The sequence below is a fragment of the Micromonospora sp. DT81.3 genome, from assembly GCF_049847225.1.
Classification (GTDB): domain Bacteria; phylum Actinomycetota; class Actinomycetes; order Actinomycetales; family Microbacteriaceae; genus Microbacterium.
On sequence record NZ_JBNCNY010000002.1, the window covers coordinates 674,309 to 690,132 of the forward strand.

Genomic DNA, 15,824 nt, shown 5'->3' on the forward strand with positions numbered 1-15,824 from the left:
CGCCCGCCGGGCGGTCGGCGCGGAGCTACACGGCGGTGGCGTGCAGCACGAACGCCTGCATCGGCCAGAGCGCCGGCAGCTGCAGGCCGACACGGGCGAGCGCCGACCCGGGCAGGGTGATCTCGCCGGCCGAGAACCACTCCGGCACGATCCACGAGCCGCGGGCCTCGCCGATCTCGCGGCGCACGCGCACGCGGTAGCGGCGCTCGGCATCCAGTCCGCCCAGGCGCAGCCGTTCGACCCGTGCATCCTCGTGCGCGGCGACGGTCGCGACGATGTACACGGCGGCCGCGCTGTCGTCCGCGACGTAGCCGGTGACACGCCACGCGGCATCGCGGATGTCGGGATGCACCACCCTCGCGGAGTGCAGGAGCGGTCGCAGCTCCTTGTACAGCCCGGCGAAGGACGTGATGGTCGCGAGTTCCGCATCATCGCACCCGGAGATGTCCCATTCGAACCCTGCGGAACCCATCAGGCTCGTCGCCATGCGGTACGACAGATCGGTCGTGCGGCCGGAGCTGTGCGACTCGGTCGGCCCGACGTGGGCGCCGACGAGCTCCGGGGGCAGCAGCAGGCCCGTCCACCGCTGGATGTCCTGCCGTTCGACCGGGTCGTTCGAGTCGCTCGCCCACACACGGTCGCAGATCGCCATCACACCGAGGTCGGTGCGGGCGCCGCCGCTGGAGCACGACTCGATCTCCAGGCCCCGATGCCGCGACTTGAGCTCGGCCATGAGCGCGTACACGGCGAGCATCTGGGCGTGCAGCCCCGGACGCCTGTCATGCACGCTCTCGACGAGGTCGCGGTTGTGATCCCACTTGATGAAGTCGATGCCGAGCTCGGCGACGAGAGCGTCGATCTGGCCGAGCACGTGGGCGTAGGCGCCCGCGTCTGCGAGATCGAGCACGTACTGACTGCGCCAAGACAGTGCCGGGTCCCCCGCCTCGACGTGCGCGCGGTTGTGCAGCAGCCACTCCGGATGCGCGCGGGCCAGGTCGGAGTCGAGGCTGACCATTTCGGGCTCGAACCACAGCCCGAACTCCATGCCCAATTCGTGCACACGCTCGGCGAGCGGTGCGAGGCCGTCGGGCCAGACCGATCGGTCGATGACCCAGTCGCCGAGGCTGGTCGTGTCATCGCGCCGACCGAGGAACCATCCGTCATCCAGCACGAACCGCTCGATGCCCGCCGAAGCGGCGAGCTCGGCCAGCGCGATCAGCTCGGCGGGGCGGTGGTCGAAGTAGACCGCTTCCCACGTGTTGAGCGTCAGCGGCCGCGCGGTCCTCGGATGAACGTCGCGGGCCCGGAGCCATCGGTGCACGCGTCCCGAGAGTCCGTCGAGGCCCTCTTCGGAGAACACGAAGGCGGCACGAGGCGCGGCATACTCATCGCCCGGCTCGAGCACGAGCTCTCCGGGCCGCAGCAGTTCGCCGGTGCCGAGCACCGTGACGGCGTCGCTCACCCGATCGATGCGATAGGTCGAATCGGACGACCACGCCAGGTGCACGCCCCAGACGCGGCCGTCGCCCCACCGCGGCTCCCCCTCCGAGGCGATGAACATCATGGGGTGATCGTGCCCCCCGCGACCGCGGCGGGTCTGGCGCGCGGTCGAACCCGGCGGCATCCCGATCGTCACCGGACGCTTCTCGCGGCTCCATCGCCCGTCGAAGGTGGTCAGGTTCGATGTCGTCGACGGAACGGGCAGCGTCGACTCCAGCCACTCCACCTCGACCGCGGGTGCGCCCGGCCCGCCGTCGTGCCGCAGCGCGGCATCCGTCCACACCACTCCCCCCGCCTCGATCGCGATGCGGATCTCCAGTACCAGAGCGGATGCCTCGTCCCGAGCCGTCAGGACGAAGGCGGCGTTCTCGGCCTGCGATGCCGACTCCACCCACCTGGGATGATGCAGCACGCCGTCCCGGCGCAGCTGCATGCCCGGTCGTCCCGTCCACCCGTCGGACTCCTGCGGCGACAGCGAGAGGTGCCAGGCGGCATCCAGGGTTCCCGGCGCCGTCTGGCGGCTCACCCCGCGACCGAGCGCCTCGAGGTCGGCGTCCGAGAGTGCACCGAGGTCTTCCCCCCAGTGCAGCACCCGCGGCAGGCCTCCGTCCGGTGTATCGATCACGATGCCGACGCCGTGGGCGCGCAGCTGCACGAAGGGCCGTGTCATGCCGTCTCCTTTCGGGGCTCCCGCTCGCCGGTGCCCCGCTCGATGATCCAGGTGGGGAGTTCGATCTGTCGCGTGAAGCCGGTGGCATCGCCCATCCGCTCGAGCGCCAGGGCGGCCGCCCGGCGGCCGAGGTCCACGGGATCGTAGCTGATGACGCTGACGCCGATCACGTCGGCGGTGTCGAAGTCGTCGAAGCCGATCAGGGCGGTGCGCCCCTCGTCGGCCGCGTCCCGCAGGGCCCGCAGAGCCCCCACCGTGACGCGGTTGTTGCCGGTGATCACCGCCGTCGGCGGATCGGCTGAGCGGAGCAGGTCGCCGACGAGCTGATCGGGCTGCACGGACGGGTCGTCGATGAGGCGCTCCCAGCGCGTGGTGTCCGGGATGCCGGATGCCGCCATGGCGTCGCGGAACCCGCGAAGGCGCTCGGCCTGGGTGTACACCGACGCGGGGTTGCAGACGTAGCCGATGCGACGGTGCCCGCGGGCCAGCAGCCGCTTCGTCGCCTCGAACGTGCCGCGGCGATTCTCGAGGACGATGGAGTCGGCCACGAGGTTGCGGGCCGGGCGGTCGATCGCGATGACGGGCGTGCCCAGGTGGCGCTCCCCCTCCAGATAGGACTGGTCCTCGGCGACCGGAATCAGCAGGAGGGCGGCGATGCGCTGGGACAGCAGGGCGTCGGCGACCCGCTCCTCCCCCTCGGCCGAGTCGTCCGTCGTGGCGACGACCAGCGAGAAGCCGTGGGCCGCCAGCTCGCGCTCGATGCCGGAGGCGACCTTGTAGTAGAACGGGTTGCCCAGCTCGCCGATGATGAAGCCGATGGTGTTGGTGCCGCCGCCCCGCCGAAGGCCGCGGGCGAGGGTGTTCGGCCGGAACCTCAGCCGCTTGGCCGCGGCCAGCACCCGCTCGACGGTTTCCGGCGCCACCAGGTCGCGCGTGGTGAAGACGCGCGAGACGGTCTTCGAACTCACGCCCGCCAGCCTCGCCACGTCTTCGAGCGTCGCCCTCTGCTGAACCGTCATCGGCTCCCCTCCTGCTGGATCAGGCTAGCACCCGGAGGCGCGAATGGCGACGTAGGACATTTTGAGGACATGCGCAGGTGATGTGGCTAGACTTGTGAGAGATAAATCCCTGTTCGAGCGGCTTTTCTCCGTACGCTGATTTCATCGGACACCGCAAGACAGCGTTGCCATTTTGCGATTGCGGACCGACGCGAACACCCATAGTGTTCCCCCCAATACCACGCGGCGGCGGCCGCAACCCGTGTTCAAGGGTGAACCTGACAGGAGAAGCACACATGGCGAGAAAGTCATCAGCCACCGTCGCACTGCTCGGGGTGAGCGCTCTCGCGCTCGCCGGCTGCGCGGGCGGGGGCGCAGGCGGCGGAGACGCGGATAACACGATCGACGGCGACGTGGCGGGCGACATCAAGGTCGTCACCTGGCGCACGGACCTCGTCGAGGACGGGACGTTTGACAAGTATGCGGCGGCGTTCAACGAGGAGTATCCGGGTGTGAACGTCACGTTCGAGGGCATCACCGACTATGCCGGCGAGATGCAGACGCGCATGAGCACGACGAACTACGGCGACGTCATCGGCATCTCCGCGATCCAGCCGGCCCAGTACGAGCAGTTCCTCGAGCCCCTGGGCGACACGGCGGACTTCGAGGACACCTATCGCTTCCTTCCGGCTGCGAGCTTCGACGACACCCAGTACGGGATCGCCTTCGGCGGGAACTCCAACGGCGTGGTCTACAACAAGCGCATCTTCGAGGAGGCCGGCGTGACCGACGTTCCGACGACCGAGGCCGAGTGGCTCGATGCCCTGCAGCTGATCAAGGACAACACCGACGCCATCCCGCTCTACACGAACTACAAGGACGGCTGGCCGCTCACCCAGAGCTTCGGCAACCTCGGCGCCATCACGAACGACCCCGACGCGCCGGTCACGATGGCCGAGGACACCGCCCCGTGGACCGAGGGCAATGACGTCTATGCGATCGACTCGCTGCTCTACGAGTCCGTTGCGGCGGGGCTCACCGAGGAGGACCCGCTCACCACCAACTGGGAGCAGTCCAAGGTCGACCTCGGCACCGGCAAGATCGCGGCGATGACCCTGGGTTCGTGGGCCATCTCGCAGATGCAGGCCGCCGCGGAGGACAACGGCGCGTCGGCCGATGACATCGGCTTCATGGCCTTCCCTGCGAATGTCGACGGCACGCAGTACGCCGTGATCGGCGGCGACTACAACCTCGCGGTCAGCAAGCACTCCAAAGCGAAGGCCGCGGCGTGGGCGTGGATCCAGTGGGTGGTGGAGGACTCGGGCTACACCGAGGCGCAGGGCATGATCTCGCCCGTCATCGCGAAGGACCTGCCCGAGAACCTGCAGGGCTTCGCCGACGCCGGTGTCGAGCTGATGGAGATCAACCCCGCGCCGGAAGGCAAGGAGGGCCTCATCAACGAGATAGCCGACGACTCGCAGATCGACCTGTACGGCCCCCTGTACCGGCAGAAGCTCGTCGACATCGCCCGCGGCGCCGCCGACGGCGACAAGGACAGCTACTTCGCCGAGCTCAACGAGCGGTGGGCCGCGTCCGCCGAGTCGCTGGCCGGCTGACTCGCCGAGGACAGAGGCATCATGGCCATCGCATCACCGGGCTCCGCTGTAGCGGGTGGCCCTGCCGTCCTCTCGGCACCCGTCCGCTCCCGTCGGTTCCGCGGCGCGCGCCGCGGGGCCGACGGGGGCTGGTCCCGAGGCTCGTCGGGGAGGAAGTCTTTCGTTCAGCACCTGACCCCGTGGCTGTTCGTCGGCGGCGCGGTCGGGCTGCTGCTCCTGTTCACCTACTGGCCCGCCCTCAACATGCTCTGGTACAGCGTCACGGACTGGGACGGCATCGACCTCACCAAGAACTTCGTCGGACTCGACAACTACGTCGAGGTCTTCACGAACCCGCGCATCTTCAGCGTCTTCGGCGTCAGCCTGTACTACTTCGTGGCGTCCTTCGTGCAGATGGCGATCGCCCTTTATTTCGCCACGCTGCTGAGCTTCAACACGCGGTTCTCGAGCTTCTTCCGCGGCATTCTGTTCTTCCCGTACCTGATCAACGGCGTCGCGATCGGGTTCGTGTTCCTCTACCTCTTCCAGCCGGGCGGCACGCTCGACAGCGTGCTCTCGTTCCTGGGCCTCTCGGAGTTCCAGCAGCAGTGGCTCGGTGACCCGAACGTCGTGAACTGGTCGCTCGCGGGCACGTCGGTGTGGCGTTACACCGGCCTCAACTTCGTGCTGTTCCTCGGTGCGATCCAGTCGATTCCCCACGAGCTGTACGAGGCCGCGGAGCTCGATGGGGCTTCGAAGTGGCAGCAGTTCTGGGCCCTCATCTTCCCCGGCATCCGCCGCATCATCGGACTCTCGTTCATCCTGGCGATCGCCGGGAGCCTCAGCGTCTTCGAGATCCCGTTCATCATGACCGGTGGGGCCAACGGCTCGGCCACCTTCGTCATCCAGACCCTGCAGACAGCCTTCAGCTTCCGGCAGGTGGGGCTCGCGTCCGCCATGGCCGTCGTGCTGCTGGCGATCGTGCTGGTCGTCACCTGGATCCAGCGAAAGGTCTTCCCCGACGAGAAAGTGGACCTGACATGACCACCTCCGACACCGCGGTCGCCATCTCGGCCGTCCCCTCGACGAGCGCCCCCCGCACCTACCGGGGCCGAAGCCCTCTCGAGCACTTCCGCGGGATGAGCGCGACCACCGCGAAGTACGTCAGCCTGGTCATCGGCGCGATCTTCACGCTCCTTCCGCTTTCCGTCGTGTTGATCGCCAGCCTGAAGACCTCACAGGAGTACGCCCAGACGGGACCGTTCGAGGCGCCGGGCAACTGGTTCAACTTCGACAACTTCGTCACAGCGTTCACCAGCGGCAAGATGCTCGAGGGGTTCGTGAACACTGCGATCGTGCTGACCGTCTCGATCGTCGGCACGATCTTCCTCGGCACGATGGCCGCCTATGCCCTCGACCGGTTCGCGTTCCGCGGCAAGAAGCTCGTCTTCGGACTGTTCCTGATCGCCACGCTGATCCCCGGCGTGACGAGCCAGGTCGCGACGTTCCAGCTCATCAACGGGCTCGGACTCTACGACACGAAGGCCGCGCTCATCCTGCTGTTCATGGGCACCGACATCATCGCCATCTACCTCTTCATCCAGTTCATGCAGTCGATTCCGGTGTCACTCGATGAGGCGGCGATGATCGACGGCGCCAACCGCTGGACCATCTACTGGCGTATCATCCTGCCGCTGCTGAAGCCGGCTATCGCGACCGTCGTGATCATCAAGGGCATCGCGGTGTACAACGAGTTCTACACGCCCTTCCTCTACCTGCCGTCCGAGGGGCTGATCTCGACGTCGCTGTTCCGGTTCAAGGGCCCGTTCGGAGCGCAGTGGGAAGTCATCGCCGCGGGCACCATCGTCGTCATCATCCCCACGATCGTGATCTTCCTGCTGCTGCAGAAGTGGATCTACAAGGGCCTCACCTCAGGAGCCGTCAAGTGACCGACCGCACGTCCACCATCGCTCAGACCGCGCTCACGCGCCGCGAACTCCACTCCGGGTGGCAGGTCACGGCTGCGGCAGGGCCCGCGCCGGCACCGATAGCCGCCGCGTCGGTGCCGGCGTCGGTACCCGGGAGCATCCACACCGACCTGCTCGCCGAGGGGCTGATCCCGGATCCGTACCTCGACGACAACGAGTCGGCGCTCGCCTGGATCGGGCTGGTCGATTGGACGTATCGCACGAGCTTCGAGTGGGCCGACGACGGCAGCGACCGCCACGACCTGGTCTTCGACGGGCTCGACACGGTCGCCCGCATCATCCTGAACGGTACGGTGATCGGCGAGACGGCCAACCAGCACCGCAGCTACCGCTTCGACGTGCGGCCGCACCTCGTGGAGGGCCGGAACGAGCTCGTCGTCGCGTTCGCGTCGCCCGTCAAGTACGCGAACGCGCAGAGCGTGGCACTGGGGGCACGCCAGCGCCCCTACCCGCTCCCCTACGACGCCATCCGCAAGTCGGCCTGCAGCTTCGGCTGGGACTGGGGCATCGCGACCTACACGAGCGGCATCTGGCGCCCGGTGCGCCTCGAGTCCTGGTCGACGGCTCGCCTCGCGGAGGCTCGGGTACGCCCGCTCGTCGACGAAGGCGGGCCCCGGCTCGAGGTCGACATCGTGCTGGAGCGCGCGGTCGGCGCTGCGGACGTCGACGTTGTCTTCAGCGTCGCCGGGCTGGATGCCGCGGCATCCGTTCCGGGCGACGCCACGCACACGACCCTTCGGCTCGCCGTGCCGGATGCCGAGCTCTGGTGGCCCGTCGGCTACGGCGACCAGCCGCTGTACGACGTCGCCATCTCTCTGCGGTCGGACGCCGGGGAGTTCGATGCGCGCACGCGCCGCGTGGGCTTCCGCTCGGTGCGGTGGGACACGACCCCGGATGACGCGGGCACGCCGTTCACACTCGTCGTGAACGACCAGCCGGTCTTCGTGAAGGGCGCGAACTGGATCCCCGACGATGCGCTTGTGGTGCGGGTGGACCGCGACCGCTGCGAGCGGCGCCTGCGCCAGGCCCTGGATGCGAACCTGAACCTCATCCGGGTATGGGGCGGCGGCATCTACGAGAGCGACGACTTCTACGAGCTCTGCGACGAACTGGGCCTGCTCGCCTGGCAGGACTTCCTCTTCGCCTGCGCCGCGTATGCCGAGGAGGAGCCGCTGCGCTCCGAGGTCGAAGCGGAGGCCCGCGACAACATCGTGCGCCTCGCGGACCACCCCTCGCTGGTGCTGCTCACGGGCAACAACGAGAACCTGTGGGGCTACGAGGACTGGGGCTGGAAGCTGCGGCTCGACGGCAAGACCTGGGGCGCGTACTACTACTACGAGCTGTTCCCGCGGCTCATCGACGAGCTGGCGCCGCACGTGCCCTACGCGCCCGGCAGTCCGTTCAGTCCGGGCGGTACGGGAGGCGCGTCCGAGCGGCATCCGAATGACGAGTCGCACGGCTCGATGCACCTGTGGGAGCAGTGGAACCGTCGCGACTGGCCGACCTATCGCGAGCACACTCCCCGGTTCGTCGCGGAGTTCGGCTGGCAGGGACCGCCGACCTGGACCACGCTCACCCGCGCCATCAGCGACGACCCGCTGACCCCAGAATCGCCCGGCATGATCGTGCACCAGAAGGCCGACGAGGGCAACGTCAAGCTGACGAACGGGCTCGTTCCGCACTACCGCGTGCCCGAAGACATGGAGACGTGGCACTGGGCCATGCAGCTCAACCAGGCCGTGGCCGTGCGCACCGCGCTCGAGCACTTCCGCTCGTGGGCTCCGCACACCATGGGCGCGATCGTGTGGCAGCTCAATGACTGCTGGCCGGTCACCTCCTGGGCCGCGATCGACGGAGACGAGCGTCCGAAGCCGCTCTTCTACGCCCTGAAGTCGGCGTTCGCTCCCCGTGTCGTCACCGTGCAGCCGCGCGGCGACGCCCTGGCTGCGGTCGTCGGCAACGACACCGCCGAACCATGGAGCGGACGCGTCACCCTGCGCCGCCACCGCTTCGACGGCGCGGTCGTGGCCGAGTTCTCCGCCCCGGTGGACGTACCGGCGCGCGGCACGGCCACGGTGGAGATCGACCCGGATGTCGCCCTCCCCGACGCTCCGGCGGAAGAGCTGCTCGTCGCCGAACTCGATGGCGTCCGCGGACTCTGGTTCTTCGCCGAACCGCGCGACTCGGCGCTCGAGGCACCGCAGCTGCGGGTGGTGGCGACGCCGACCTCCGGCGGCACCGAGGTGGAGATCACCGCCGCGAACCTGGTGCGCGAGATCGCGCTGCTGGTCGACAAGATCGATCCGGATGCCGTGGCCGACGACGCCCTCGTCACTCTGCTGCCCGGCGAGACCGCCACTCTCGTCGTGCGGCACGCGGGTGCGCTCGATGTCGATGCCCTGACCCAGGCCCGGGTGCTGCGCAGCGCCAACCAGCTGGTCGCCCCATGACTGGCGCGGTGCCGCGGGGAACGACGCGCCCCGAATGGGGCTCCGCCCCAAACCCCCGGCTTGCTGACGCGCGCCCCGAATGGGGCTCCGCCCCAAACCCCCGGCTTGCTGGCGCGCGCCCAGAATGGGGCTCCGCCCCAAACCCCCGGCTTGCTGGCGCGCGCCCCGAATGGGGCTCCGCCCCAAACCCACGGCTTGCTGACGCGCGCCCAGCGCTGCTGGGCGAGCACGTCTGCGGCATGACGTGGGGGTGGGTCGGCACGCGGGGAACGTGGGACACGGCCGAGGCCGAGGCGTCCATGTCGGCGATGGCCGACCACGCCGTCACGTGGACGGCGCTCGCCTATGCGGCCGTGCAGGCGACCCCGTTCTCGACGGACATCCCGTTCCAGGACGCGCCGACGGTCACCGACCAGGAGATCGTGTCCGCCATCCGCCGAGCCCACCGTCTGGGGATGAAGGTGGTGCTCAAGCCGGTGGTGAACTGCGGAGACGGCACATGGCGCGCGCACATCGGCTTCTTCGACTGGGACGTTCCCGGTGAGCCGAGCTGGTCGGACTGGTTCGACTCCTATCGGGCCTTCATCGTGCACGCCGCGACTCTCGCCGAGGCGGAGGGGTGCGAGATGCTCTGCGTCGGGTGCGAGATGGTGCGCGCCGACGGCCAGGAGGCGCACTGGCGGCGACTGATCGACGAGGTGCGGACGGTCTATTCGGGACTGATCACGTACAACTGCGACAAGTACCAGGAAGACCGCGTGACGTGGTGGGACGCGGTCGATGTGATCTCCTCGAGCGGCTATTACCCCATCGACTCGTGGGACGAGCAGCTCGATCGGATCGAGCGGGTGGTCGAGTCATCCGGCAAGCCGTTCTTCTTCATGGAGGCCGGCTGCCCCAGTCGCACCGGCTCCCCCGCACTGCCCAACGACTGGGAGCTGCCCGGGATCCCTTCGGGCGAGGAGCAACTGCGTTATTATCGCGCCATGGTCGGCGCGTGCCGCGCGCGGCCGTGGGTCGGGGGACTCATGCTGTGGGATTGGCCGGCGACGCTCTATTCCGAGGAAAACGCCGCCTCGAACGACGACTACTGTCCCTACGGCAAGCCTGCCGGCGCGTACCTGCGGGAGCAGTACACCGCCTGGCGCGAGGAGGCGCTGCGATGACCGCGGTGCTGGCGATCGATGCGGGTCAGACCGGGATGAAGGTAAGAGTGCGAGGCGCTTCGGAGCCGGACGTCGATCTCCTCTTCCCCGGCATCCGCACCCACGAGCCGCTTCTCCCCCAGCTGGCGGCGGTGGCGCTGCAGGTCGCGGAGCAGACCGGCGCGCATCCGGATGTCGTGGCCGCCGGTGTGTCGGGGCTGACCGACCGCGAGAGCGACGCGGGGCAACTCCTGTCCCTGGTGCGCTCGACGGGCGCGCGTGAGGCGATGCTCGCGCACGACTCCATCACCTCGTTCCTCGGGGCGCTCGGCGATGTCAGCGGCGCCGTGGTCGCCGCGGGCACGGGAGTGGTCGCCCTCGGCGTCGGAAGGCGCAGCGTGGCCAGGGTCGACGGGTGGGGGAACATCATGGGCGACGCGGGCAGCGGCTACTGGATCGGGCGCGAGGCGCTCGACGCGGTGATGCGCGCGCACGACGGCCGCGGTGGGCCGACGGCCCTCACCGACGTAGTGCGCGAGCGGTGGCCCGACCTCGAGAGCGCCTACATCGAGCTGCAGGCGGCGGCGGACCGGGTGCGTCTCGTGGCCTCCTTCGCACAGCCCGTCTCGGAGCTCGCCGCCACCGATGCGATCGCCGCTGACATCTGCCGGCGGGCGGCGGGCGAACTCGCGACGACCGCCACGGCCGCACTGACCAGGACCGCCGAGGCCGGCGACAGAGACCGCGCCGTGTGCGCCATCGGCGGCATCTTCTCGTCGACGATCATCCGCGACCGCTTCGCCGAACTGCTGCACGAGTCCGTGCCGGGCGTGCACCTCGAGTCGCCACGCGGCACGGGCCTCGACGGCACGGCCGCGCTGCCGTCGCTCGCACCCGCGCACGCCCTGCTGGCGCGCGTGTCGGTGGCGCAGGGCTGACGCATACACGACGAGGGCGGATGCCGCGGCATCCGCCCTCGTCGTGTGTGCGGACAGCCGAGGTTGTCAGCCGAGGTTGTCGATGATCTCGTTCAGGGTCTTCGACGGGCGCATGACCGCCTCGACAAGCTGCTCGTCGGGGCGGTAGTAGCCGCCGATCTGGGCCGGCGAGCCCTGCACCGCGACCAGTTCGCCGACGATCGCCTCCTCGTTGGACGCGAGACTCTCGGCGACCGGGGCAAACGCTGCCGCGAGCTCCGGGTCGGCCTGCTGCGAGGCCAGCTCCTGCGTCCAGTACAGGGCGAGGTAGAAGTGGCTGCCGCGGTTGTCGATCGTTCCGAGGGCACGCCCGGGGGACTTGTCGTTCTCGAGGAACGTGCCGGTGGCGGCGTCCAGGGTGTCGGCCAGCACCTGCGCCTTCACATTGCCGGTGAAGTTCGCGAGGTGCTCGAGCGAGGCCGCGAGCGCGAAGAACTCGCCGAGCGAGTCCCAGCGCAGGTAGTTCTCGGCCACCAGCTGCTGCACGTGCTTGGGAGCCGATCCGCCGGCGCCGGTCTCGAACAGGCCACCGCCGGACAGCAGCGGAACGATGGAGAGCATCTTGGCGCTCGTGCCGACCTCGAGGATCGGGAAGAGGTCGGTGTTGTAGTCGCGCAGCACGTTGCCGGTCACCGAGATGGTGTCCTCGCCCTTGCGCAGCCGGTCGAGCGAGTACTGGGTCGCCGCGGCGGGAGCGAGGATCTCGATCGTCAGCCCCTCCGTGTCGTGCTCGGCGAGGTAGGTCTTCACCTTCGCGATCAGCGCCGCATCGTGCGACCGATCCTCATCGAGCCAGAAGACGGCCGGGGCGCCGCTCGCGCGGGCACGCGTGACCGCGAGCTTCACCCAGTCGCGGATGGCGATGTCCTTCGTCTGCGTGGCGCGCCAGATGTCGCCCGACTGCACGTCGTGCTCGAGGAGCACGTCGCCGGAGGCGTCGAGCACCTGCACGACGCCGGGAGCCGCGATCTCGAACGTCTTGTCGTGGCTGCCGTACTCCTCGGCGGCCTGCGCCATCAGACCGACGTTCGGCACCGATCCGATGGTCGCCGGATCGAGCGGGCCGTGGGCCTTCACGTCGTCGATGACCGTCTGGAACACGCCGGCATAGGAGGAGTCCGGGATGACGGCGAGCGTGTCATCCTCGCCGCCGTCGACGCCCCAGAGCTTGCCGCCGTTGCGGATGAGGGCGGGCATCGAGGCATCCACGATCACGTCGGAGGGAACGTGGAGGTTGGTGAGGCCCTTGTCGGAGTTGGTGTACGACAGGCGGGGACCGCGAGCGAGGTCCGCCGTGATGGCGTCGGCGATCTCGGCGCCGCCCTCGACCGATGGCAGACCGGCCAGGATGGCGCCGAGCCCGTCGTTGGGGGTGAGCCCGGCTTCGGCGATCCTGCCGCCGTAGTTCTCGAAGACGTCGGCGAAGTACGCCTTGACGACGTGCCCGAAGATGATCGGGTCGCTGACCTTCATCATCGTCGCCTTCAGGTGCACCGAGTAGAGCAGGTCGCTGTCGGCCGCCTGGCGGAGCGTCGCGGCCAGGAACTCGTCGAGGGCGGCGGCGGAGAGGAAGGTGCCGTCGACGATCTCGCCGGGCAGCACCTTCAGGCCGGTCTTCAGGGGCGTGACGGTGCCGTCTGCGGAGACGTGCTGAATCGTCAGGACGTCGTCGCCCGAGGAGACGAAGGTCTTCTCGTTGGAGCGGAAGTCGTCGTGACCCATCGTCGCGACGTGGGTCTTGGACCCATCGGCGAACGGCTTGTTGCGGTGCGGGTGCTTGCGGGCGTAGTTCTTGACCGACAGCGGGGCGCGGCGGTCGCTGTTGCCCTCGCGCAGCACCGGATTGACCGCGGAGCCCTTGATGCGGTCGTACCGCGCGCGGATGTCCTTGTCCTCGAGCGACTCGGCCTCATCCGGATAGTCGGGGATGTCGTAGCCGGCCGCCTGCAGCTCGGCGATGGCGCCCTTGAGCTGGGGGATGGACGCGGAGATGTTCGGCAGCTTGATGATGTTCGCCTCGGGCAGCGTCGCGAGCCCTCCGAGCTCGGCCAGCGCGTCGCCGACCTGCTGCTCCGGCGTCAGCTTCTGCGGAAACGCCGACAGGATGCGGCCGCCCAGGGAGATGTCGCGCGTCTCGATGTGCACACCCGCCTGGCCGGTGATCGCCTGCACGATCGGCAGGAACGACGCGGTGGCCAGAGCCGGAGCCTCGTCGGTGTGGGTGTAGATGATGGTCGAATCAGTCACCGGTGTCGTCTCCGTTCGGGTGGTTCTTTCAGACTATCGCACGAGGAAAAGTATCTTGACATCAAGACAATTCGCGGGGCACCCGCGTGGGACCGCGAGTCGTCGATATTACGTGTTTGACGCTCCGGTGGCGATACCGGCTAGCCTGTTCGCTATGGCTGAGCTTCGACTGGTCGAACTTTCCGCCGCCACCATCGTGGCGGTGAACAACCTCTCGCTCAAGCCTGGGCAGGAGCAGTTTCTCGCGCCGGTTTCATACGGAGTCGCGGCCACCGTCGCGAACCCGCAGACGAGCTGGCAGCGGGTCGTACTGGACCGCAATGAGGTCGTCGGCTTCGTCAGCGCGAACTTCGATCCGGATGCGCCGGAGGACCACTTCAAGTCCGTTCTGTGGCGCATCAACGTGGATGCCGACGACCAGGGTCGCGGCGTGGGGCGCTTCGCCGTCGAGGGCATGCTCGAGCGTGCCCGCGAGTTGGGCTTCGACCACGTCAACGTCATCTACGAGGCCGGGGCCGAAGGTCCGGAGGCCTTCTTCCTCCGCATGGGCTTCGTCCCTGTCGGCGAGACCGAGTACGGAGAGGTCATCGCCGAACTCCGGCTGTAAGCGATCTCCGGCTGTAAGATCGAACGTACGTACTTCGCCTTGAATAAGGATGTGCGTCCGGTTAGTCTTCTCCAGGCCGGCGGCGGGGCCCCGAACTCCCCTCCCCCATCGAGACCCCGCCGCCCTCTCTCCGCCCCCCGGCGGCCCGCCGAGCCCTTCGCCTGGCTCTCGGCGACGATGCCTCGGGGTGAACGATCTTCGGAAGATGTCACGGATCTCGGACGATTTCCGCCGGAAAGGCCGAGGCGAGGCATCCTCTCCGAAGTTGATGCCGCCGGCGCGTGTCAATGCCGCAGACGGGTGCTGATGGCGCCGGTGCGTGTGCTGCCGCCGGCCGTTGAGTGCCCCGGCGCGTGCTGACGCCGCTGGCGCGTGCTCATGCCCCTGGGGGTATCGATACCGCTGGCGCGCGTGCTGCCTGGGCGTCCGCGAGCGCATGAGTCGATGAGCGTGGCGCACGAGGTTCGGGGGATGTCACGGATCTCGGACGATCTCCGCGCGAAAGGCCGAGGCGCGGCGACCTCTCCGAAGTTGGTGCCTCGGATGACGTCTCGGCCGCTCCTGCACAGCCACGGCGTGCAGGTGGGTTTCCCCCGTTTCTGCGTGCGTTCGACAGGACCTGGACAGCGGCGGGCACGATCGAAGGATGTCTGTCCTCGCCTTCATCGCCGCCCGGGGCGGGATCGTCCATCGGCACGACCTCCGCGATGCGGGGTTCACCCCACGCGCAATGCGCGCGGCGGTGCACGACGGAGACGCACGACTGATCCGGCGGTCGTGGTTCGCGACCGCCGGCGCAGGCGACGACCACGTAGCCGCAGCCGACGCGGGCGGGCGGCTGTCCTGTGTGTCCGTGGCGTCGCGGCGCGGCTGGTGGATGCCGGAGGGCGTGGACCCCGGCATCCACGTGCATCGTCATCCCCACGCGGCGTCACCACCTACGTCGGCTGTGGTGCATTGGAGCGTCCCGCTGGCACCGGCGTCGCGGACTTCCTTGTGCGCATCGATCGAGGATGTGCTCGCCCACATCGCCGGGTGCCTGCCGCGGGAAAGCGCGAGGGTCCTGTGGGAATCCGCGAGCCGGAAGGAAGGGCTCTCGCCGGACGCATTGCGGCGCATCCAGTGGACCACGGTCGCCGCACGCGAGTGCGCTCTATCGGTGACCGGACTGTCCGATTCCGGCTTGGAGACGATCTTCGTGACCCGTCTCAGCCGATGGGGGCTGCGCATGCGGCAGCAGGTGGTTCTGGCGGGGCGCCCTGTGGATGTTCTGATCGGAGATCGGCTCGTCGTGCAGGTCGATGGGTTCGAATATCACTCCAAGCCCGCCGACCGGCGGCGCGATCTGGAGCATGACGCCGAACTGATGCTTCGCGGCTACGTCGTATTGCGCTTCAGCTACGCCCAGGTGGTGGATGACGGGCGGGACGTCGAACGCACCCTCGCACGCGCACTGGCCGCCGGCGCGCACCACGCCGCCTAGCGGCGCGGCACACTCGCAAGGCTGTTCGTCACCGTGGCATCGGCCCCGCGGCCGCGGATGAGGCCGCAGCCTCTGAGCGGTGCCTCAGCCGCCGCATGAACTTCGGAGGATGTCGCGGACCGCGGACCGTCAGGGACTGATCGTCCGAGCTCAGCGACATTCTC

The 15,824-nt window shown here is 68.7% G+C and carries 11 protein-coding genes; 8 read left to right on the forward strand and 3 right to left on the reverse strand.

Annotation, left to right across the window (positions count from 1 at the left end):
• Window positions 1–25: 25 nt before the first annotated feature.
• Window positions 26–2,170 carry an alpha-galactosidase gene (locus ACPW96_RS07360; RefSeq protein ID WP_425882521.1) on the reverse strand — a complete coding sequence of 715 codons (2,145 nt, stop codon included), beginning with the start codon at window positions 2,168–2,170 and terminating at the stop codon, window positions 26–28.
• Window positions 2,167–3,189: a LacI family DNA-binding transcriptional regulator gene (locus ACPW96_RS07365; RefSeq protein ID WP_425882522.1), complete on the reverse strand. Its 1,023-nt coding sequence runs from the start codon at window positions 3,187–3,189 to the stop codon at window positions 2,167–2,169. The genes ACPW96_RS07360 and ACPW96_RS07365 overlap by 4 nt, the downstream gene beginning before the upstream one ends.
• A gap of 275 nt (window positions 3,190–3,464) precedes the next feature.
• Between ACPW96_RS07365 and ACPW96_RS07370 the strand changes: the two genes are divergently transcribed.
• The 6 genes from ACPW96_RS07370 (at window position 3,465) to ACPW96_RS07395 (ending at window position 11,284) form a co-directional block, all read left to right on the forward strand.
• Window positions 3,465–4,784, forward strand: a complete 1,320-nt coding sequence (locus ACPW96_RS07370; RefSeq protein WP_425882523.1) for an ABC transporter substrate-binding protein — start codon at window positions 3,465–3,467, stop codon at window positions 4,782–4,784.
• Between the two features lie 21 nt (window positions 4,785–4,805).
• Window positions 4,806–5,807, forward strand: a complete 1,002-nt coding sequence (locus ACPW96_RS07375) for a carbohydrate ABC transporter permease (protein WP_425882524.1) — start codon at window positions 4,806–4,808, stop codon at window positions 5,805–5,807.
• Window positions 5,804–6,712 carry a carbohydrate ABC transporter permease gene (locus tag ACPW96_RS07380; RefSeq protein ID WP_425882525.1) on the forward strand — a complete coding sequence of 303 codons (909 nt, stop codon included), beginning with the start codon at window positions 5,804–5,806 and terminating at the stop codon, window positions 6,710–6,712. The genes ACPW96_RS07375 and ACPW96_RS07380 overlap by 4 nt, the downstream gene beginning before the upstream one ends.
• A complete protein-coding gene (locus tag ACPW96_RS07385) occupies window positions 6,709–9,201 on the forward strand; it encodes a glycosyl hydrolase 2 galactose-binding domain-containing protein (RefSeq protein WP_425882526.1) in 2,493 nt (830 codons plus the stop codon). Before ACPW96_RS07380 ends, ACPW96_RS07385 begins: the two co-directional genes overlap by 4 nt.
• Window positions 9,202–9,440: 239 nt before the next feature.
• Complete coding sequence (locus ACPW96_RS07390; protein WP_425882527.1) at window positions 9,441–10,367, forward strand: glycoside hydrolase family 113; 927 nt, start codon at window positions 9,441–9,443, stop codon at window positions 10,365–10,367.
• Window positions 10,364–11,284, forward strand: a complete 921-nt coding sequence (locus ACPW96_RS07395; RefSeq protein WP_425882528.1) for a BadF/BadG/BcrA/BcrD ATPase family protein — start codon at window positions 10,364–10,366, stop codon at window positions 11,282–11,284. The genes ACPW96_RS07390 and ACPW96_RS07395 overlap by 4 nt, the downstream gene beginning before the upstream one ends.
• A 66-nt stretch (window positions 11,285–11,350) precedes the next feature.
• Here the strand turns inward: ACPW96_RS07395 and ACPW96_RS07400 are convergent, their stop codons facing one another.
• Window positions 11,351–13,570, reverse strand: a complete 2,220-nt coding sequence (locus ACPW96_RS07400) for an NADP-dependent isocitrate dehydrogenase (RefSeq protein WP_425882529.1) — start codon at window positions 13,568–13,570, stop codon at window positions 11,351–11,353.
• 154 nt (window positions 13,571–13,724) lie between these two features.
• On the opposite strand from ACPW96_RS07400, the gene ACPW96_RS07405 reads away from it, so the two are divergent.
• Window positions 13,725–14,177: a GNAT family N-acetyltransferase gene (locus tag ACPW96_RS07405; protein WP_425816843.1), complete on the forward strand. Its 453-nt coding sequence runs from the start codon at window positions 13,725–13,727 to the stop codon at window positions 14,175–14,177.
• Between the two features lie 646 nt (window positions 14,178–14,823).
• On the forward strand, window positions 14,824–15,660 hold the full coding sequence (locus ACPW96_RS07410; RefSeq protein ID WP_425882530.1) for a DUF559 domain-containing protein: 837 nt from the start codon (window positions 14,824–14,826) through the stop codon (window positions 15,658–15,660).
• Window positions 15,661–15,824 lie beyond the last annotated feature (164 nt).

Bases quoted from the DNA above. Each gene is read 5' to 3' on its own strand.
- ACPW96_RS07375 (WP_425882524.1), top strand. From the start codon at position 4,806: ATGGCCATCGCATCACCGGGCTCCGCTGTAGCGGGTGGCCCTGCCGTC.
- ACPW96_RS07390 (WP_425882527.1), top strand. From the start codon at position 9,441: ATGACGTGGGGGTGGGTCGGCACGCGGGGAACGTGGGACACGGCCGAG.
- ACPW96_RS07365 (WP_425882522.1), bottom strand. From the start codon at position 3,189: ATGACGGTTCAGCAGAGGGCGACGCTCGAAGACGTGGCGAGGCTGGCG.
- ACPW96_RS07360 (WP_425882521.1), bottom strand. From the start codon at position 2,170: ATGACACGGCCCTTCGTGCAGCTGCGCGCCCACGGCGTCGGCATCGTG.
- ACPW96_RS07370 (WP_425882523.1), top strand. From the start codon at position 3,465: ATGGCGAGAAAGTCATCAGCCACCGTCGCACTGCTCGGGGTGAGCGCT.
- ACPW96_RS07380 (WP_425882525.1), top strand. From the start codon at position 5,804: ATGACCACCTCCGACACCGCGGTCGCCATCTCGGCCGTCCCCTCGACG.
- ACPW96_RS07410 (WP_425882530.1), top strand. From the start codon at position 14,824: ATGTCTGTCCTCGCCTTCATCGCCGCCCGGGGCGGGATCGTCCATCGG.
- ACPW96_RS07395 (WP_425882528.1), top strand. From the start codon at position 10,364: ATGACCGCGGTGCTGGCGATCGATGCGGGTCAGACCGGGATGAAGGTA.
- ACPW96_RS07405 (WP_425816843.1), top strand. From the start codon at position 13,725: ATGGCTGAGCTTCGACTGGTCGAACTTTCCGCCGCCACCATCGTGGCG.